The following is a 19,274-nucleotide window of genomic DNA, read 5'->3' on the forward strand; positions in this document are numbered from 1 at the left end:
TTAAAGATTAAAGCGCAAACAACTCCGCAGGCAGGTTCATCAGGCAATCGCTACCCGCTTCGATGGCGGCGCGATGAGCGGCAGTGCGTGGCAACAATCGCTTGAAGTAAAACTCGCTGGTCGCCAGTTTTGCCTGGCAGTAATCGGCCTCGCCACTACCCGAATCGAGCTGCGCCTGAGCGACCAGCGCCATGCGCAGCCACAGATAGCCGAGGATGATGTAACCGCTGTACATCAGGTAGTCCACCGAAGCCGCGCCGACTTCATCCGGATTTTTCATCGCAGCCATGCCGACCTTGGCGGTCACCTCTCCCCACTGCTGATTCAGGTCGTTGAGCTGCCCCACGTAGCTGGCAAGTTGCGGATGTCCGGCGTTTGCCGCACACAATTTGTGGACAATTTTGGTGAACCCGCGCAGCAATTCCCCCTCGCTCCCGAGGACTTTTCTTCCGAGTAAGTCCAGCGCCTGAATGCCGTTGGTGCCTTCGTAGATCGGTGCAATCCGGCAATCACGAACCAGCTGCTCCATGCCCCACTCGCGGATAAAACCGTGACCACCAAACACCTGCATGCCGTGGTTGGTCACTTCCAGTCCGGTATCGGTCATGAAGGCTTTGCAGATCGGCGTGAGGAACGCCAGCAGGTCTTCGGCATCCTGACGCGCCGTCTCATCCGTACTCAGATGCGCCACGTCCAGCAACTGCGCGGTGAAATAAGTCAGCGCCCGATTGCCTTCGTTGAAGGCCTTCATCGTCAGCAACATCCTGCGTACGTCAGGATGAACAATGATCGGATCGGCGGCTTTTTCCGGCGATTTCGGGCCGGTCAGCGCGCGCATCTGCAGACGGTCGTTGGCGTACTTGATCGCGCCTTGAAAGCTCGCCTCCCCGAGACACAATCCCTGCATGCCGGTGCCCAGTCGTGCATGGTTCATCATGGTGAACATGCAATTCAGTCCCTTGTTCGGCTCACCGATCAAGAAGCCCTTGGCGTCGTCGAAGTTCAGCACGCAGGTGGCTGAAGCCTTGATGCCCATTTTATGTTCGATGGAACCGCAGGAAACGCCGTTGCGCTCGCCCGCCTCACCCTCGGCATTGGGTAGGAATTTTGGAACGATAAACAGCGAAATGCCTTTGGTACCGGCTGGCGCATCCGGCAGTTTCGCCAGCACCAGGTGAATGATGTTGTCACTCATGTCGTGTTCGCCGGCGGAGATGAAAATCTTGCTGCCAGAGATCGCATAGCTGCCGTCGGCCGCAGGCACGGCGCGGGTTTTGATGATGCCCAGGTCAGTGCCGCAATGGGCCTCGGTCAAGCACATGGTGCCCGTCCATTGGCCGGCGGTGAGCTTGCTCAGGTAAGTCTGTTTCTGTTCTTCAGTGCCATGGGCATGGATTGCCGACATCGCGCCGTGAGTCAGACCAGGGTACATGCCCCAGGAGGTGTTGCTGGAGCCAACCATTTCGCTAATGACCAGCCCCAGTGAACTCGGCAAACCTTGGCCACCGTAAACCGGATCAGCCGCCAGACCGTGCCAGCCACCTTCAACGTATTGTGCGAAGGCCTGCTTGAAGCCTGTAGGCGTAGTCACCACGCCATTGTCGAAATGGCATCCTTCTTCGTCGCCGCTGCGGTTCAGCGGTGCGAGAACGTTCTCACAGAACTTTGCACCTTCTTCGAGGATCGCGTTGACCATGTCCGGGCTGGCATCGGTGGCACCCAGCGCGGCGTAGTTGCTGTGAAAATCGAAGACGTGGTCGATCAGAAAGCGCATGTCGCGCAGGGGAGCTTTGTACTCAGGCATGGTCATTTCTCCGGCAGCAGATTCCCCAAACCTACTGCCGCGCCCCCGGCCTCACAATCACAGTCCAGACGCTGAATGCGCCATCATCACTCAATCATTAGCGGCGTCCATGCGCACCGCGCCACGACGGGTCTGACCGAACGCCACCACACAGTTTCGCCCCGCCCCCTTGGCACTGTAGAGCGCCTCGTCCGCGGACTTGAGTACTTTTTCGGGGGTGCGCTGCTCCAGTCGCTCGGCCACGCCAATGCTGACGGTGACCGACACACTTGTGGCGCCCGAGCCTGCGCGACGTTGACGACCTTGCTGGTCGTCCTGAGGACGGCTGTCCTGATTGCGCAGTTGAATGTTGTAGGTGGCGATAGACTCGCGAATGACTTCCAGGTGCGGCATGCACTCTTCGAGGGTCTTGCCTGCGAACACCAGGGCGAATTCCTCACCACCGTAGCGATACGCCCTACCGCCTCCGCCGATTTTCGACAGTTTGCTGGCGACCAGTCGCAGTACCTGGTCGCCGACATCGTGGCCGTGGGTGTCATTGAATTTCTTGAAGTGGTCGACGTCGCTCATCGCCAGCACGTAATTGCGCCCCAATCGCTGCATCCGCTCATTCAAGGCGCGGCGCCCCGGCAGGCCGGTAAGTTCGTCGCGGAAGGCCATTTGATAGGCCTCATGGGCGACCGCTGCGGCAATCATCAACATCACCTGGCTGCACATGATGTTCAAGGTGAACGGCAGGATGAAGGTTTTCGGCAACATCCAGAACAACCCGAGCAAACCCACCAATTGGGCAGCATGCAAGGGCCTCGGGTTGCGCCAGTATTGCCAGGCCAGTAACGCAAAAGAGGCGAAGAACACTGGGTAAGACAACTGGATCAAGCTCATCCAGGCGCCATGCAAGGCTGGCCAACGGATCTCCGACAGCCACATCAACAGCGCCTGCGGGTAACTTTGTTCCAGTCCCAGCGCCACGCTACCGAAGGCCAGCAACACGGCGAAGCGCGCCACCATGTCCTGGAACAGGTGGGTGCGCTCCTGCCAGGCGGCGAACACACCAAATAGCAGCGGCAGCAACAGGCAACACAAATGGAACACCACGGCTGCGTCTTCACGAACCTTGCCGTTATCGCGGTAAAAGTCGGTCTGGGTGTCGAGCAGGAAGTAGGCGATGTACACCGTGACCATCAGGAACAGCTCGCGCTGTCGCCGATAAACCGCACAATACGACCCGCCAAGCAGCAGGACCAAGGTCGGCAGGACGTTGAACAATGACGTGAAGAATACGTTGAGATCTTTGACGTAAGCCGCGGCAAGCCCCGCCAGTAACAGGACCAGCGACGGCAGGAAATGGTTGATATGAACAGCAGAAGAACGCGGCAAGGGGTTGAGCTCCGGCCCGGGCAAATCAAAGATGGCATTGTGCCTTCGCTTGGCACAGTTACGCACACGCAATGTGATCTGCATCACACCGCCCCTCTATAACGGCAGGAATTCGGTTTTTCTGAGCGATTTGCCAGGTATTTCACAAAAAAAGTGGCTGATAGCCATTAGATCGATCAACCATGGTTTTTTACAGATTTTGGATCGCCCGGAGTAGGAAAGCCTTCAGAGCTTGGCGCTTGGCAACTCCACGCCTCTTGCAACATGCGCGCCAGTTACAACTGTCATTTATGACAGTATCGGCCGGTGTTTTAACGGCGTTTAATTCCCTGTACCACTCACCGGAGCCCGGCCACCACTTTCGGGATAGGAGAGTGTCGTCCGAACCTGACAGGAGTGACACGTATGGAAGACCCAATTATCGAGGCAGTCAGCACCACTTCACTTGCTCCGATTCGTGATCCGATACCCAGGCTGCTACCGCTGACCGTGGTGGAAGCCATACCCAATTCCGGTGGCTTGATTCCCCTGACGGCGACGGCACGTGACCTGCGTATTGGCATCCCGGCATTGCCACAGCCGGGGCCCGCCGGGTCGCGCCCCATTATCCGGATATACGCAGAGTCACCGTCTCCGGGGGAGTATGAAATCCTTGCCCACCATCAAATGGCGGCGTATCCCGCCGGGGATTTCGAGGTGCTTGTACCGCGCCGTAAGGTAGGCAGTGAAGGCGAGTATCGGCTCACGTACGTTCTGGATGACGGCGACAATTTACTGAGCGCCACCGCCAGCACCCGGTTGCAGATTCAGAAAACTGCACCTTTTGGCCAACTGACCATCACACCGCCACGCCCGCTGCTACCGCTCAACCTCGACACTGCGCTGATCAGCGAGGCTTATCTGCTCGCCAACGACCCCGTCATGTTCCGGATGCCACCGCACCCCGAAATCGATAACCAGATTGCCCTGCGCTACGTGCCCTACTACGGCAATACGGATAGCCAAATGCAGGTTTCTTACGCTGTTCCACCGGTGATTACGCTGCCCGACACTCCGGCTGACCGATTTATCCCCGTACCAGCGGCAACTATTCGCGCCCGAGGCAATGGCATACAGCAACTGACCTACCGTTGCCTGGACCGGGCCGGCAATCGCGCTCGAGACTCATTGATCCTTGAAGTCAGGGTCGCGCTTCAAATAGCGCCTTCAAATATTCCCGTGCCGCGGGTGACGCAGGCTATTGCACCAGACAACACGGTGACCCTGGCTGACATCACCCCAGCCGGGATGGAGGTGTGGCTGGACAGTGTCGACGGTTTGCAGATTGGCGCCTCCATCACGGTGCTCGTCGGTACGCTGGCGGCGGTGGTTGTTGTGTATGCCGGGCAGTCGTTGCCGATGCGGTTGGTGGTACCTGCGGCACGCGTGCAAGCCGCTGTTCCGGGAGCCACCACCAATGATACGCCGGCCTCCGTCAGGTTCAGGATCACCAGTGGCGGGGCAAACTTCGACGGGCTGGTCGCCAGGAATCTGATCTTCAATCTGTCGACCTTCATGCAGTTGCTGCCGCCAGTGGTGAGAAACCTGAACAACGGCAATCTCACCTGTAACTCCCCGCAACCCAGCAACCTGCCCTATTCCGACCGTTTCATTGAGGTGTTTATCCCTCCCTCGGTGCTCTTGCGGGCCAATGCGACGGTTACTGTGAACTGTGCACTCAGTCGACAGGACGATGGCTCGACGCTGATCAATCCGCCAGTCACCGTCTCTGCCTTGCTGTCAGCCGACGCTGCGACGCTGGGTCAGACCTTGAGCGTGCCGTATCCATTGACCATGGGCCTGATCGGCAGAGGGGTAATGTACGTCTTCTATACGACGCTCAATGCGCAGGGGCAAGCGATTCGGTCAGCCCCGGTGGCCGTACCGGTCAGGGGTGTTTTGCCGGGGAACTTCTATTGCGACGGCACCCCTTTTATCCCGACGCCTTGATGGATGCTGCAGCGTTGCGTGTCTGGCTCCCATAAAAAAACCGCCGCTCCCAAAAGAAGCGGCGGTTTATTGAAGAGCGGCGTGAGGCTTAGTAACCCAGCGCGAAGTCTTCTTCTTTCATGTCCATCAGGTTGTTAGCGCCCGACAGCATGGTGACAACGTGAGTGCGGGTACGCGGCAGGATGCGCTGGAAGTAGAAGCGCGCAGTCTGCAGCTTGGCGGTGTAGAACGCCGTTTCGGTGGTGCCGGCAGCCAGTTTTTCGGCAGCCAAACGCGCCATGTCCGCCCAGAAGTAAGCCAGGCAAGCGTAACCGGAGTACATCAGGTAATCCACCGACGCCGCGCCGACTTCTTCGCGATCCTTCATGGCCGCCATACCGACCTTCATGGTCAGCTCGCCCCACTCTTTGTTCAGCGCAGCCAATGGCTCGACGAACTCTTTGACCGCTTCGTTGCCTTCGTTGGTCTGGCAGAACTTGTGGACGATCTTGGTGAAGCTTTTCAGGGCTTCGCCTTGAGTCATCAGCACTTTACGGCCCAGCAAGTCGAGTGCCTGGATACCGGTGGTGCCTTCGTACAGCATCGAAATACGGCTGTCTCGAACGTTCTGTTCCATGCCCCACTCAGCGATGAAGCCGTGGCCGCCGTAGATTTGTACGCCGTGGTTGGCGGATTCGAAGCCGACTTCAGTCATGAAGGCTTTGGCGATTGGCGTCATGAACGCCAGCAGTGCGTCGGCCTTCTTCTTCTCTTCTTCGTCCACGCCGTATTTGACGATGTCGACTTGCTTGGCCGTGAAGTAAACCATCGCACGGTTGCCTTCGGCGAAGGCCTTCATGGTCAACAGCATGCGACGTACATCAGGGTGAACGATGATCGGGTCAGCGGCTTTTTCCGGCGCTTTCGGGCCAGTCAGGGAGCGCATTTGCAGACGATCACGAGCGTATTTCAGACCGCCCTGGAAGCCGATTTCGGCGTGAGCCAGACCTTGCAGCGCAGTACCCAGACGTGCGGTGTTCATGAAGGTGAACATGCAGTTCAGGCCTTTGTTCGCCGGGCCGATGAGGAAACCGGTGGCCGCGTCGAAGTTCATCACGCAGGTGGCGTTACCGTGGATGCCCATCTTGTGTTCCAGGGAACCACAGGTCACAGCGTTGCGTGCGCCGACCGAACCGTCTTCGTTCGGCATGAACTTGGGAACGATGAACAGCGAAATGCCTTTGGTGCCAGCGGGCGCATCCGGCAGACGTGCCAGCACGATGTGGACGATGTTGTCGGCCATGTCGTGTTCACCGGCCGAGATGAAGATCTTGGTGCCAGAGACTTTGTAGGAACCATCGGCCTGAGGTTCAGCCTTGGTGCGCAGCATGCCCAGGTCGGTGCCGCAATGCGGTTCGGTCAGGCACATGGTGCCGGTCCATTCGCCGGAAACCAGCTTGGTCAGGTAAGCCTCTTGTTGCTCAGGCGTGCCGTGCTCGGAAATGGTGTTCATCGCACCATGAGACAGGCCCGGGTACATGCCCCACGACCAGTTGGCTTCGCCAACCATTTCGCTGACGGCCAGACCCAGAGATTCCGGCAGGCCTTGGCCACCGTGCTCTACGTCGTGAGCCAGGCTTGGCCAGCCGCCTTCGACGAATTGTTTGTAGGCTTCTTTGAAGCCCGTCGGGGTTTTAACGCCGGACTCGCTCCAGGTGCAGCCTTCGGTGTCACCCACGCGGTTCAGCGGAGCCAGCACCTGCTCACAAAACTTGGCGCCTTCTTCGAGAATGGCGTCAACCATGTCTGGAGTTGCGTCCTGGCAAGCCGGAAGGCTCTGATAGTGCGCTTCGTAGCCGAGCAGTTCGTCACGAACGAAGCGAATATCACGCAAGGGGGCCTTGTAGTCAGGCATAGCGATAAACCTCTGCTGATGTAACCGGGAATGAACGACCGCGTTGATTTGTTGTGGCGGTCAAACAGTTGTTTGAAACATACGTTTACGCCCAAATCTTGTCAAGCGCCGATCTTTTGCCGTTCGTCATCACCCGAGGCAAATACCAGACCCACAGCAACGCAACACCGTCGCCTGAGCAATACGCTGTGCAGAAGAGATTAGTTGAGCGAGAAGGACTTACGCAGAAAAACGCCGCGAATATTCGCGGCGTTGAGGGAACGGATTCAGCGAGGGATCAAGCGAAAGTATCAATCAGCGTGCCGAGCACTTCATCGGATGCCTTGGCGACTTTGACACCCAGTTCAACCTGAAATTTGCCCTGAGACATCTCGACCATATTGCTGGCCAGGTCCGACTGCTGACTGCGATCTACCGAGCGTAGACGATCAACCTGCGCCTCGGAAGACTGGCTGGTCACCGAGCGCTCGATCGTCGTGTTGGCGATCTGGCCAGACGCCTGATCGACACGGTTCTGCCCTGTCTGAATAGTGCTCAGACCGGCATAAAAAGCGGTGTTTCCTGAGATTTCCATGGGAGAACTCGTCCTACAAAGGATCAACAGCGGCCATTGAATCAGACCCACTGACAAAAGGCCCGACAAAAACACTAATGGCACAGTGCCTCGTCATAGTTAAAACCCCTGCCAGAAAACTCAGTCCAGCAGATCCAGTTGCAGATGCTCCGCCACCGCTTCAGGCGTCACCAACTTGAGTTTCGGCACTCGCCCCAGGCACGGTGCCGGGATCCGCTCAGCGAGTGTCGCAAGGTTTTCTTCCAGACGCGAAGTCTTCGGATCGATGATATTGGCCACCCACCCCGCCAACTGCAAACCGTCCTGAGCAATCGCCTCGGCCGTCAGCAGCGCATGGTTGATACAACCCAGGCGCACGCCCACAACCAGGATCACCGGCAGATCCAGCGCCATCGCCAGGTCCGACAGATTGTCCTGATCCGCCAACGGCACCCGCCAGCCTCCAGCGCCTTCGATCAAGGTGAAATCCGCCTGCATATCGAGAATCTCCCGCATCGGCGTCAACAATGATTGCACCGTCAATGCCACGCCGGCCTCCCGCGCTGCCAGATGCGGCGCGATCGGCGGCTCGAACGCCATAGGGTTGACCTGTGCATAAGTCAAAGGCACTGAGCACTCCGCCAGCAACGCCAACGCATCGGCATTGCGCAAGCCCTTGGGCGTCACATCGCAACCGGAGGCGACCGGCTTGCCCGCCGCCGTGCTCAAACCGGCCGACCGCGCGGCATGCAGTAAACCTGCGGCAATGGTGGTCTTGCCGACATCGGTGTCAGTGCCAGTGATGAAATAGGCTGCGCTCATAAAGGTTTCTCCAAAACGGCGTAGACCACTTGATAAGTCGCCGGCAATCCTTCGGCCTGACGAAACTGCTCATACGCCTCGATCAAGCCGAGGATCCGCGCCCTTCCGGTTAAACCACCCGGCCGACCGGGGTTCAAGTTGTGGGCACCCAGTGCCTTGAGTTCATGGGTCAGGCTGCGCACATCCGGGTAGTGCAACACGTGCGGTCGGGTTTCCAGACTCACGACGCTCAACCCACTGTCCGCGCAAAGCTGTTGATAAACCCCGAACTCGCGGAAGCGGTTGACGTGCACCAGGCCATCCACCTGACGCCAGCTGTCACGCAGCTCGAACAGTGTGCCTACGCACAGACTAGCAAACGCGAAAATTCCGCCTGGTTTCAGCACCCGATTGGCTTCACTGAGCACCGAAGCGAAGTCCGCGCACCATTGCACCGCCAGGCTGGAGAAGATCAAATCGCAGGTCGAATCCTGCAACGGCAACCGCTCGGCATCGCCTGCGATGAAATGCGTTGCACCACCCAACGGCCGGGCGTGATTGAGCATGCCTTCGGCGATGTCCAGTGCGAGTCCGTGACTGGCAGGAAATCGCTCGCCCAGTGCACGACTGAAATGCCCGGTGCCGCAGCCCAGATCCAGCCACACACCCGGCACGAAGTCCTCAGGCAAACGATTCGACAACTCACTGCCAACATCGCGCTGAAATTCGGCCACGCTGTCGTAGCTTGCCGCCGCACGGGAAAAAGATGCCGCCACCTGGCGTTTGTCGGGCAAACCGCCGGGCAGGTTGGGAAGGGATAAATCAGTCATCACCGGACTCATGCAAAAAGGCCTGGATCGCCCCCGCCACACCGTGAGGGTCTTCCAGAAGAAACGCGTGACTGGCCTGCTCGATCAGACCAATTTCAACATCCGGCAGCAATGTCAGCAGGTCGCCCGCTGCTTCGGCTGGAACCAGTCCATCGAGGCCGGCGAACAAGTGCAATTGCGGACCGCGGAACGCCTGCAAAGCCTGGCGGGTATCCAGTTGTGCGAGCAACTCCAGGCCGCTCATCAGCACCTCTGCCGAAGTGTGTGGCGCGCCACCGAGCAACAGCCGAGACAACCCGCGCGGGTCTTCGGCACCCTGAGCGCAGAGCAGCGAGAAACGTTTCAACGTCATGCGCGGATCAGCCTTGCAACCGGCCAGAAACGCATCGAAGGTTTCGGCAGGCATCGCGCTCGGCCATTGCTCATGGGCGACAAAAGAAGGATTGCTCGCCAGGGTCAGCAAGCCGCAGCAGCGATCGCCACGCCGGGCCGCCAACGCTGAAGCGAGCATGCCGCCGAGCGACCAGCCGCCGAGCCAGGCGTCCTGAGGCACCGTCGAATCCAGTTCATCGAGCCACTCTTCAAGATCGCTCGATTCCAGTTCCGGCAACGGTTCAATTTCGACCCGCAAGTGTTCATCCAGTCCTTGCAACGCTGCCGCCAAGGGCTCGAGGGGAGAAATACCGAGGCCCCAGCCGGGCAGCAGAATCAGACGATCACGCATGGCTTGGCTCCGGTCCCAGTTGTTGAAAACAATCGGCCAGTCCATTTAACAATAGCTGTACCTGCGCCTCGCTGTGCGCAGCGGTCAGGGTCACCCGCAGTCGGGCGCTGCCGGCGGGCACGGTCGGTGGACGGATCGCAGTGACCATCAGACCGCGTTCGCGCAGCATCTGCGACAGTCGAACCGCGCGCCCGGCATCGCCGATCATGATCGGCTGGATCGGTGTGAAGCTGTCCATCAACTCCAGGCCGATTTGTTCGGCACCATGGCGGAACTGGGCTATGAGCGTCTTCAGATGCTCACGACGCCAGTGTTCAGTGCGCAGCAATTCGAGGCTTTTCAGCGTCGCGCAGGCCAGCGCCGGCGGCTGGCTGGTGGTGTAAATGTAGGGACGGGCGAACTGGATCAGGCTCTCGATCAGCTCTTCGCTGCCGGCGACAAAAGCCCCGGCGGTACCGAACGCCTTGCCGAGGGTGCCGACCAAAACCGGCACATCCTCCTGGCTCAGACCGAAATGCTCGACGATCCCGCCACCATTGGCACCCAGCGGACCAAAACCATGAGCGTCATCGACCATCAACCATGCACCTTTGGCCTTGGCTTCCCGCGCCAGCGCGGGCAGGTCGGCGATGTCGCCGTCCATGCTGAACACGCCATCGGTGACCACCAGGGTGTTGCCGGTCGCCTTCTCAAGACGCTTGGCCAGACTCACCGCGTCGTTGTGCAGATAGCGATTGAAGCGCGCTCCGGACAACAGACCCGCATCCAGCAGGGACGCGTGATTGAGCCGGTCTTCCAGCACCGTATCACCCTGCCCGATCAGCGCGGTGACTGCGCCGAGGTTGGCCATGTAACCGGTGGTGAACAACAGCGCGCGCGGGCGACCGGTGAAATCGGCCAACGCCTCTTCCAGCGCGTGATGCGGACTGCTGTGGCCGATGACCAAATGCGACGCCCCGCCGCCGACGCCCCAACGGGTCGCACCGGCGCGCCAGGCTTCGATCACTTGCGGGTGATTGGCCAGGCCCAGGTAGTCGTTGTTACAGAACGCCAGCAACGGCTGACCATCGACCACCACTTCCGGGCCTTGGGGGCTTTCGAGCAATGGGCGTTGGCGGTAGAGATTTTCGGCACGACGGGCAGCAAGGCGTGCGGCGAGATCGAAAGACATGCAGGCCTCGTGGATCAGAATTCAAAAGCGATCGCTGTACCTGTGGGAGCGAGCCTGCTCGCGAAGAGGCCATGACATCCAACATCTATGTTGAATGTTAAATTGCTTTCGCGAGCAAGCTCGCTCCCACAGTGTTTTGCATTCCTTCAGAGGAATCGGTGGAGGCCTCAGACAGCAGCGTTATAGAACTGCTCGCTGCTCTTCTGCTCAACCAGCGCCTGTTCGATAGCCGCCTGATGCACTTCGTCGGCATGCTCCTCGCGCGCTTCCGGCAGGATGCCAAGGCGCGAGAACAGTTGCATGTCCTTGTCGGCCTGCGGGTTGGCGGTGGTCAGCAGTTTGTCGCCGTAGAAAATCGAGTTCGCACCGGCGAAGAACGCCAGGGCCTGCATCTGCTCGTTCATCGCTTCGCGGCCGGCGGACAGGCGCACGTGGGATTGCGGCATCAGGATACGTGCGACTGCGAGCATGCGGATGAAGTCGAACGGGTCGATATCGTCAGCATTTTCCAGCGGCGTACCGGCGACTTTCACCAGCATGTTGATTGGCACCGACTCTGGATGCTCTGGCAGGTTGGCCAGCTGGATCAGCAAATTGGCGCGGTCATCAAGCGACTCGCCCATGCCGAGGATACCGCCGGAGCAGATCTTCATCCCCGATTCACGCACGTAGGCCAGGGTTTGCAGGCGCTCGCTGTAAGTGCGGGTGGTGATGATGCTGCCGTAGAACTCAGGCGAGGTATCGAGGTTGTGGTTGTAGTAGTCGAGGCCGGCGTCAGCCAGAGCGACGGTCTGGTCCTGATCCAGGCGACCGAGGGTCATGCAGGTTTCCAGGCCCATGGCTTTCACGCCTTTGACCATTTCCAGCACGTAAGGCATGTCTTTGGCCGACGGATGTTTCCACGCCGCGCCCATGCAGAAACGGGTCGAACCGATGGCCTTGGCGCGAGCGGCCTCTTCGAGGACCTTCTGCACTTCCATCAGCTTTTCTTTTTCCAGGCCGGTGTTGTAGTGACCGGACTGTGGACAATATTTGCAATCTTCCGGGCAGGCACCGGTTTTGATCGACAGCAGCGTGGAAACCTGGACCCGATTGGCGTCGAAATGCGCGCGGTGCACCGTCTGCGCCTGGAACAACAGGTCGTTGAATGGCTGAACGAAGAGTGCTTTGACTTCGGCCAAAGACCAGTCATGACGCAGGGTTGCAGTGGTGCTGGCGCTCATGGGCGTTTCCTTTGTTTTATGCTTGGCAAGCGGCTGGGGAATGGAATACCCACAGACGCGACACGGATGTTCGGCATATTTAAGGAAGACTCATGCGCTGTCAACCACGATACGAAGGACCGGTTTACATCTGGTTAAAAAACGATCAATACTGTTTGCTCTGCTCAGAACCCGCCGATGAACACACACCCATCTGCATGGCCTGTGAAACGGAGCTGCCCTGGCTGGGCGATCAATGCCAAACCTGCGCTCTGCCATTGCCCACCGATGGCCTGACCTGCGGCCAATGCCTGAAACAACCACCCGCCTTCGAGCGAGTTGCCGCACCTTGGACTTACAGCTTTCCGGTAGACACGTTGATCACACGCTTCAAACATTCTGCGAAGTGGCCGTTTGGTCGCCTGCTCGCCGAACTTCTCGCTCAGTTCCTGCAACATCGCTTCGATGAAGACCTGAATCGACCCGACGCCCTCATCCCGGTTCCGCTGGCCTCCAAACGACTGCGTAAACGGGGTTTCAACCAGGCCGCGATGCTCGTCCGCTGGCTCAGCACCAGCCTCGAAATTCCGTGCGATGAAACGCTGTTACTGAGGATTCAGGACACCAGCGCCCAACAGGACCTGAGTGCCGAGGCCCGCCAAAAGAACCTGCGCAACGCCTTCGCTCTGGCACCCGATGCGTGCATCAAGGGTCGTCACCTGGCACTAGTGGACGACGTACTGACCACCGGCGCCACGGCCCAAGCCCTGGCTCGCCTGCTGATGGACGCCGGCGCCGCACGTGTCGACGTCTATTGCCTGGCCCGCACACCCAAACCCGGCGATGCGCCCTGACTTGACTCCCGAGCCCCAAGCCGCCAACGTCCTTCCCATCGCCACAGCCCAAAGCGTCTTGCCATGTCCTTGCCTACGTTGTTGTCGCAGCACATTGTCCGTCGCCCGCAGCGCATTGCGTTGCTGCAACACATCGCCGAACAGGGCTCAATTACCCGCGCCGCGAAAAGCGCGGGCCTGAGTTACAAAGCGGCGTGGGACGCCATCGATGAGCTGAACAACCTCGCGCAAAAGCCGTTGGTGGAGCGCAGTGTCGGTGGCAAGGGCGGCGGTGGTGCCAAACTCTCCAGCGAAGGCGAGCGCGTATTGCGCCTGTATCAAAAGCTGCAAGCCTTGCAGGCTCAGGTGCTGGAAGCCGCCGAAGATGCCAGCGATCTCGACCTGCTCGGCCGACTGATGCTTAGAACCAGCGCGCGCAATCAACTGCATGGCAAGGTCGTGGCGATTGATACCCAAGGGCACAACGACCGGATTCGCCTTGAACTGGCCGAAGGCTTGAGCATCGATGCGCAGATCACTCACGACAGCACCACGCGTCTGGAACTGGAAACCGGCACCGAAGTGGTCGCGCTGATCAAGGCCGGTTGGCTGGAGTTGCTGGGCATCGGTCAAGTGGCAACACCCGACAATAATTGCCTGAAGGGCATCATCGAAGAAATCCTCGACGCCGAGGACGGCCCCAGCGAAGTGCGCATCGGCCTGCCCAATGGCCAGACACTCTGCGCGCTGGCCGAACCGCTGCACTTGAGAACCCTCGGCCTCGCCGCTGATAAACCGGTGTTGGTGCAGTTCGCGCCATCCAACGTTTTACTCGGTACACCGCTTTGAAACACAAGTGTCATTAACGCTCATTAAGGTGACTGCAAAAACCCGCAGGGAGCCTGATGTGAGCCTATTAGAAGATAACCAATCCACCGACCTCGAGAAAATGGTCGGCCTCAGCCGTCGAGGTTTCATCAGCGCCGGCGCCCTTTGCGGTGCAGCAATGTTCCTGGGCGGCAACCTGCTGAGCCGCAGCGTGCTGGCCGCCAGCGTCAGCGCCGGCTCCAGCAAACTGTTGGGTTTTGACAGTATCCCCGCCGCCGCCAGCGACGCTATCACCCTGCCGTCAGGTTACAAATCTTCGGTATTGATCAGTTGGGGCCAACCCCTGCAGAAGAACGGCCCGGCATTCGACCCGAGCGGCAACGGCACGGCCGAACATCAGGAAGTCCAGTTCGGCGACAACAACGACGGCATGAGCCTGTTCGAATTTCCCGGTGACAACAACCGGGCGCTGATGGCGATCAACAACGAATACACCAACTATCGCTACCTCTACGCCCACGGCGGCATGCCGCAGTCGGCTGCTGACGTGCACAAGGCACTGGCCTGTGAAGGCGTGTCGGTGATCGAAGTGCAACGCAAGAACGGCCAATGGCAATTCGTCCAGGGCTCGCGCTACAACCGGCGCATTCACGGCAACGCACCGATCAGCCTGAGCGGTCCGGCCGCCGGCCACGAACTGCTGAAAACCAGCGCCGACCCGCACGGCAAAAAAGTCCTTGGCACCTTCCAGAACTGCGCCAACGGCAAGACGCCGTGGGGCACTTATCTGACCTGCGAAGAAAACTTCACCGACTGCTTCGGCAGCAGCAATGCCGAACTAAAGTTCGACGCCGCACAGAAACGCTACGGTGCGGTGGCGGCCAGCAAAGAGATCAACTGGCACCCGCACGACGAGCGTTTCGACCTGGCGAAAAACCCCAACGAACTCAACCGTCACGGTTGGGTCGTGGAAATCGACCCGTTCGACCCGCAATCGACGCCAGTCAAACGCACTGCGCTGGGCCGCTTCAAACATGAAAACGCCGCCCTGGCCGAAACCAGTGACGGTCACGCGGTGGTGTACATGGGCGACGATGAGCGCGGCGAGTTCATCTACAAATTCGTCAGCCGCGACAAGATCAACCACAAAACCCCCAAGGCCAATCGCGACCTGCTGGACCACGGCACCTTGTACGTGGCGCGCTTCGATGCGGGCGATGGCAATGCCGATCACCCAAAAGGCCAGGGCGAATGGATCGAACTAACCCACGGTAAAAACGGCATCGACGCCAGCAGCGGTTTCGCCGATCAGGCCGAAGTGTTGATTCACGCCCGCCTCGCCGCCAGCGTAGTGAAAGCCACGCGCATGGACCGTCCGGAATGGATCGTCGTCAGCCCCAAGGATGGCCAGGTTTATTGCACCCTGACCAACAACGCCAAGCGTGGCGAGGACGGGCAGCCTGTGGGCGGACCGAACCCGCGCGAGAAGAACGTCTACGGGCAGATTTTGCGCTGGCGCACCGACCGTGACGATCACGGCTCGAAAAGCTTTGCCTGGGATCTGTTTGTGGTCGCGGGCAACCCGGGCGTCCACGCCGGCACGCCGAAGGGCGGTTCATCGAACATTACACCGCAAAACATGTTCAACAGCCCGGATGGCTTGGGTTTCGACAAGGCCGGAAGGTTGTGGATTCTCACCGATGGCGATTCGAGCAATGCCGGTGATTTCGCGGGCATGGGCAACAATCAGATGCTGTGTGCCGACCCGGTAACCGGGGAGATTCGTCGCTTCATGGTCGGGCCGGTGGGCTGCGAAGTGACAGGGATCAGCTTCTCGCCGGATCAGAAGACCTTGTTTGTCGGGATTCAGCATCCTGGGGAAAACGGCGGGTCGACGTTCCCAGAGCATCTGCCGAATGGCAAACCGCGGTCTTCGGTGATGGCGATTTCCCGGGAAGATGGCGGGATCGTCGGCGCCTGATAAGGCCCCTTCGCGAGCAAGCTCGCTCCCACACTGGATTTGTGAACACATACCCTGTGGGAGCGAGCTTGCTCGCGAAAGCGTCAGCCCAGACAACACTCATCTCAAGCCCAACCCCTAAAGAAGCCCCGTCTGCGCTACCATGCTTGGCCGGACGCGGCAGCCTGCTGCGCGCAGGAGTCAGCATGGCCCACCCGTTTGCAACCCTCACCCCAGACCTCGTGCTCGATGCCGTCGAAAGCATCGGCTTTCTCAGCGACGCGCGCATTCTGGCGCTCAACAGCTACGAGAACCGCGTCTATCAGGTCGGCATCGAAGACTCCGAGCCGCTGATCGCCAAGTTCTACCGTCCGCAGCGCTGGACCAACGAAGCGATTCTCGAAGAACACCAATTCACCTTCGAACTCGCCGAGTGCGACGTGCCGGTGGTCGCGCCGATGATTCACAACGGTGCCAGCCTGCACGAGCACAACGGTTTCCGTTTCACCCTGTTCCCACGCCGTGGCGGCCGTGCGCCGGAGCCCGGCAATCTCGATCAGTTGTATCGCCTGGGGCAACTGCTCGGTCGCCTGCACGCCGTCGGCACTACAAAACCGTTCGAACACCGTGAAGCGCTGGGCGTGAAAAACTTCGGTCATGACTCGCTGACGACATTGCTCGAAGGCAATTTCGTACCCAAAAGTCTGCTGCCGGCCTACGAGTCCGTGGCCCGCGACCTGCTCAAGAGAGTGGAAGAGGTCTACAAGGCCACGCCGCACAAGAACATCCGCATGCACGGCGACTGCCACCCCGGCAACATGATGTGCCGCGACGAGATGTTCCACATCGTCGACCTCGACGACTGCCGCATGGGCCCGGCGGTGCAGGACATCTGGATGATGCTGGCGGGTGATCGTCAGGAATGTCTCGGTCAGTTGTCGGAATTGATGGACGGCTACAGTGAGTTCCACGACTTCGATCCGCGGGAACTGGCGTTGATCGAACCGCTGCGCGCCTTGCGCCTGATGCACTACAGCGCCTGGCTCGCCCGCCGCTGGGACGACCCGGCGTTCCCGCACAGTTTTCCGTGGTTTGGTACGGAGCGGTATTGGGGGGATCAGGTGTTGGCGTTGCGTGAACAGTTGTCTGCGCTCAACGAAGAACCGCTGAAGCTGTTCTGACCAACACAGATCCAAATGTGGGAGCGAGCCTGCTCGCGAAAGCGGTGTGTCAGACGACATTGATATCGACTGACCTGTCCTCTTCGCGAGCAGGCTCGCTCCCACAGGTATTGTGTTCACAATTGCCCAACCTAATCAGGTAGGACATCCGTAGACAAATCTCCTTACAATCCCTCTTTGTTAGCTGCCTAAGCAAGGATTCTGCATGCAAGCTGCCAACCCGCGTCGCGGGTACATCCTGGGCCTGAGTGCCTACATTATCTGGGGACTTTTCCCGCTCTACTTCAAAGCCATTGCCAGTGTGCCCGCCGTGGAGATCATCATCCACCGAGTGCTCTGGTCCGCGCTGTTCGGCACCTTGTTGCTGATGGTCTGGAAACATCCGGGCTGGTGGCGCGAGTTGCGGGACAACCCCAAACGCCTGGCGATCCTGGCCTTGAGCGGCACGCTGATCGCCGCCAACTGGCTGACTTACGTCTGGTCGGTGAACAACGGACGGATGCTCGAAGCCAGCCTCGGTTACTACATCAACCCGCTGGTAAACGTGCTGCTGGGGATGTTGATCCTCGGCGAACGGCTGCGGCGCATGCAGTGGCTGGCGGTAAGTCTGGCGGCGGTGGGCGTGGCGCAACAGGTGTGGCAGGTCGGCAGTCTGCCGTGGGTGTCGCTGGTGCTGGCGCTGACCTTCGGCTTCTACGGATTGATCCGCAAGCAAGCGCCGGTCAAGGCGCTGCCGGGGCTGGTGGTGGAAACCTGGATGCTGGTTCCGATTGCGGTCGCCTGGTTGTTGTTCAATCAGACAGCCGCCAGTGCGCAGCCCGAGTTCTGGACCACATCCCAAGCCTGGTGGCTGGTAGCGGCCGGTCCGGTGACGCTAGTGCCGCTGGTGTGTTTCAACGCGGCTGCACGGCATTTGCCCTACACCACGCTGGGCTTTCTCCAGTACCTGGCGCCGACATTGGTGCTGCTGCAAGCCGTGCTGCTGTTTGGTGAACACCTGTCGTCCAGCACTCTGGTGGCGTTCATCTTTATCTGGGCCGGCCTCGCGGTTTACAGCGTCGATGCGGTGATCAGCCTGCGTCGCCGCAGCTGATCAAAAAACACACAAACCTCTGCAGGCCACGACTCCCGTGGCCTGCATCAATCCTTCCCAAGGTTATCCACAGCGTGATCCCCGCCGTTTGTGCGCAACTTGTTGAAACTGCTGGTTTTTTGATCAGCTCCTGAAGAGCCCCGGCCGACGTGGCCTAGAGGACGGTCTCTACAGGTTATCCACAGGCAGGTGCACGTATAACTTGGATAACCTGTTCAGGGTTCACTGCGCAGCACCAATTCGACCATCAAATCATCCGCCAGCGTTTCCAGGCGCGATTGCAGCACGTCCAGGGACAGCGTCAGCGGCACTGCCAGAATCGCTTCGGCGTGGAACAAAGGCTCGCTGCTCATCGGTGCCGGACGTACTTCGGTCACCAGACGCTCCAGGTTCACCCCCTGTTCACTCAGCAGACGCGTGATGTCGCGTACGATCCCCGGGCGGTCATTGCCCACCAATTCCATGGCTATCGGTTTCCAGGTGCAGGATTGCTCGATGCCGCTTTCGGCAATCAGCACGCGAATGCCATGGGCGGATAACGCCTGTAGGGCATCGACCAATTCGTCGTAAGCCTCGGCCGGCACGCCCACGCGAAGAATCCCGGCGAATTGCCCGGCCATGCGCGACATGCGGCTCTCCAGCCAGTTGCCGCCGTGCTCGGCGATGCATTGGGCAATGCGCTCGACCTGCCCTGGCTTGTCCGGAGCGAATACAGTGAGTACGAGGTGGTCCATGGCGCAGCCCTCTTGTCATGACTTTTGTATAGAGAAGCAAGTATAGGCAAGGGCCGGGAATCGGCTCGGCGTCTCAGAAAACCAAAGCCCCCATAGCAGGGCAATGAAGATTATGTGTACAAGTTTTTATATTTAACTGGAACAATCCAATAGTTTTTTGAGAACATCCCGTACCCCGACGTGACCGCAATGCGTCATGGCGTCGCAGAACGACGTAATTAGTCTAATTTTCACAAGCGCAATTCATCATGTAGTATGCCGCAGCGCGCACTACATAACGCTGGATCGATGTCTGCC

16 protein-coding genes are annotated in these 19,274 nt (G+C 59.4%); 6 read left to right on the plus strand and 10 right to left on the minus strand.

Annotated features, from left to right (window positions below; translation table 11 throughout):
• Positions 1 to 7: 7 nt before the first annotated feature.
• Both ACA056_RS26365 and ACA056_RS26370 read right to left on the minus strand, forming a co-directional pair.
• Positions 8 to 1,804: an acyl-CoA dehydrogenase C-terminal domain-containing protein gene (locus tag ACA056_RS26365; protein ID WP_497268822.1), complete on the minus strand. Its 1,797-nt coding sequence runs from the start codon at positions 1,802 to 1,804 to the stop codon at positions 8 to 10.
• Between the two features lie 90 nt (positions 1,805 to 1,894).
• On the minus strand, positions 1,895 to 3,184 hold the full coding sequence (locus ACA056_RS26370) for a GGDEF domain-containing protein (RefSeq protein ID WP_497268824.1): 1,290 nt from the start codon (positions 3,182 to 3,184) through the stop codon (positions 1,895 to 1,897).
• Positions 3,185 to 3,589: 405 nt separating this feature from the next.
• Between ACA056_RS26370 and ACA056_RS26375 the strand changes: the two genes are divergently transcribed.
• Positions 3,590 to 5,173, plus strand: a complete 1,584-nt coding sequence (locus ACA056_RS26375) for a hypothetical protein (protein ID WP_497268826.1) — start codon at positions 3,590 to 3,592, stop codon at positions 5,171 to 5,173.
• Positions 5,174 to 5,261: 88 nt separating this feature from the next.
• Here ACA056_RS26375 and ACA056_RS26380 read toward each other — a convergent pair whose 3' ends face one another.
• The 7 genes from ACA056_RS26380 to bioB form a co-directional block, all read right to left on the minus strand.
• Positions 5,262 to 7,067: a phenylacyl-CoA dehydrogenase gene (locus ACA056_RS26380; protein ID WP_046045347.1), complete on the minus strand. Its 1,806-nt coding sequence runs from the start codon at positions 7,065 to 7,067 to the stop codon at positions 5,262 to 5,264.
• Positions 7,068 to 7,344: 277 nt separating this feature from the next.
• Positions 7,345 to 7,641 (minus strand): pyrroloquinoline quinone biosynthesis protein PqqE, encoded by a 297-nt coding sequence (locus ACA056_RS26385; RefSeq protein WP_150658478.1) that lies wholly within the window; start codon positions 7,639 to 7,641, stop codon positions 7,345 to 7,347.
• 120 nt (positions 7,642 to 7,761) lie between these two features.
• Complete coding sequence (gene bioD / locus ACA056_RS26390; RefSeq protein WP_497268829.1) at positions 7,762 to 8,442, minus strand: dethiobiotin synthase; 681 nt, start codon at positions 8,440 to 8,442, stop codon at positions 7,762 to 7,764.
• Entirely contained in the window at positions 8,439 to 9,251 is an 813-nt protein-coding gene (gene bioC / locus ACA056_RS26395) for a malonyl-ACP O-methyltransferase BioC (protein WP_497268831.1), read from the minus strand. The genes bioD and bioC overlap by 4 nt, the downstream gene beginning before the upstream one ends.
• Complete coding sequence (locus ACA056_RS26400) at positions 9,244 to 9,975, minus strand: alpha/beta fold hydrolase (RefSeq protein WP_497268833.1); 732 nt, start codon at positions 9,973 to 9,975, stop codon at positions 9,244 to 9,246. The genes bioC and ACA056_RS26400 overlap by 8 nt, the downstream gene beginning before the upstream one ends.
• Positions 9,968 to 11,146 (minus strand): 8-amino-7-oxononanoate synthase, encoded by a 1,179-nt coding sequence (gene bioF, locus ACA056_RS26405; RefSeq protein ID WP_497268835.1) that lies wholly within the window; start codon positions 11,144 to 11,146, stop codon positions 9,968 to 9,970. The genes ACA056_RS26400 and bioF overlap by 8 nt, the downstream gene beginning before the upstream one ends.
• A gap of 167 nt (positions 11,147 to 11,313) precedes the next feature.
• Positions 11,314 to 12,369, minus strand: coding sequence for a biotin synthase BioB (bioB, locus tag ACA056_RS26410; protein WP_059407420.1), 1,056 nt, complete (start codon positions 12,367 to 12,369; stop codon positions 11,314 to 11,316).
• Between the two features lie 92 nt (positions 12,370 to 12,461).
• Between bioB and ACA056_RS26415 the strand changes: the two genes are divergently transcribed.
• The 5 genes from ACA056_RS26415 (at position 12,462) to rarD (ending at position 18,243) form a co-directional block, all read left to right on the plus strand.
• Positions 12,462 to 13,202 (plus strand): ComF family protein, encoded by a 741-nt coding sequence (locus ACA056_RS26415; protein ID WP_497268837.1) that lies wholly within the window; start codon positions 12,462 to 12,464, stop codon positions 13,200 to 13,202.
• A gap of 63 nt (positions 13,203 to 13,265) precedes the next feature.
• Entirely contained in the window at positions 13,266 to 14,030 is a 765-nt protein-coding gene (locus ACA056_RS26420) for a TOBE domain-containing protein (RefSeq protein WP_497268839.1), read from the plus strand.
• Between the two features lie 58 nt (positions 14,031 to 14,088).
• The gene (locus ACA056_RS26425) at positions 14,089 to 15,990 is read left to right on the plus strand and encodes a PhoX family protein (RefSeq protein ID WP_497268841.1); all 1,902 of its coding nucleotides are present in this window, start codon (positions 14,089 to 14,091) and stop codon (positions 15,988 to 15,990) included.
• 185 nt (positions 15,991 to 16,175) lie between these two features.
• Positions 16,176 to 17,150, plus strand: a complete 975-nt coding sequence (locus ACA056_RS26430) for a serine/threonine protein kinase (protein WP_497268843.1) — start codon at positions 16,176 to 16,178, stop codon at positions 17,148 to 17,150.
• A gap of 205 nt (positions 17,151 to 17,355) precedes the next feature.
• Complete coding sequence (gene rarD / locus ACA056_RS26435) at positions 17,356 to 18,243, plus strand: EamA family transporter RarD (protein WP_497268845.1); 888 nt, start codon at positions 17,356 to 17,358, stop codon at positions 18,241 to 18,243.
• Between the two features lie 215 nt (positions 18,244 to 18,458).
• On the opposite strand, the gene ACA056_RS26440 is transcribed toward rarD, so the two are convergent.
• On the minus strand, positions 18,459 to 18,977 hold the full coding sequence (locus ACA056_RS26440; protein ID WP_007947710.1) for a glycine cleavage system transcriptional repressor: 519 nt from the start codon (positions 18,975 to 18,977) through the stop codon (positions 18,459 to 18,461).
• Positions 18,978 to 19,274: the final 297 nt, after the last annotated feature.

This window comes from Pseudomonas sp. LBUM1666 (assembly GCF_059695775.1).

What these genes read in the sequence shown, in the direction of transcription:
- ACA056_RS26365 (WP_497268822.1), bottom strand. Translation starts at nt 1,804, where the DNA reads ATGCCTGAGTACAAAGCTCCCCTGCGCGACATGCGCTTTCTGATCGAC.
- ACA056_RS26375 (WP_497268826.1), top strand. Translation starts at nt 3,590, where the DNA reads ATGGAAGACCCAATTATCGAGGCAGTCAGCACCACTTCACTTGCTCCG.
- ACA056_RS26380 (WP_046045347.1), bottom strand. Translation starts at nt 7,067, where the DNA reads ATGCCTGACTACAAGGCCCCCTTGCGTGATATTCGCTTCGTTCGTGAC.
- ACA056_RS26385 (WP_150658478.1), bottom strand. Translation starts at nt 7,641, where the DNA reads ATGGAAATCTCAGGAAACACCGCTTTTTATGCCGGTCTGAGCACTATT.
- bioD (WP_497268829.1), bottom strand. Translation starts at nt 8,442, where the DNA reads ATGAGCGCAGCCTATTTCATCACTGGCACTGACACCGATGTCGGCAAG.
- bioC (WP_497268831.1), bottom strand. Translation starts at nt 9,251, where the DNA reads ATGACTGATTTATCCCTTCCCAACCTGCCCGGCGGTTTGCCCGACAAA.
- ACA056_RS26400 (WP_497268833.1), bottom strand. Translation starts at nt 9,975, where the DNA reads ATGCGTGATCGTCTGATTCTGCTGCCCGGCTGGGGCCTCGGTATTTCT.
- bioF (WP_497268835.1), bottom strand. Translation starts at nt 11,146, where the DNA reads ATGTCTTTCGATCTCGCCGCACGCCTTGCTGCCCGTCGTGCCGAAAAT.
- bioB (WP_059407420.1), bottom strand. Translation starts at nt 12,369, where the DNA reads ATGAGCGCCAGCACCACTGCAACCCTGCGTCATGACTGGTCTTTGGCC.
- ACA056_RS26415 (WP_497268837.1), top strand. Translation starts at nt 12,462, where the DNA reads ATGCGCTGTCAACCACGATACGAAGGACCGGTTTACATCTGGTTAAAA.
- ACA056_RS26420 (WP_497268839.1), top strand. Translation starts at nt 13,266, where the DNA reads ATGTCCTTGCCTACGTTGTTGTCGCAGCACATTGTCCGTCGCCCGCAG.
- ACA056_RS26430 (WP_497268843.1), top strand. Translation starts at nt 16,176, where the DNA reads ATGGCCCACCCGTTTGCAACCCTCACCCCAGACCTCGTGCTCGATGCC.
- rarD (WP_497268845.1), top strand. Translation starts at nt 17,356, where the DNA reads ATGCAAGCTGCCAACCCGCGTCGCGGGTACATCCTGGGCCTGAGTGCC.
- ACA056_RS26440 (WP_007947710.1), bottom strand. Translation starts at nt 18,977, where the DNA reads ATGGACCACCTCGTACTCACTGTATTCGCTCCGGACAAGCCAGGGCAG.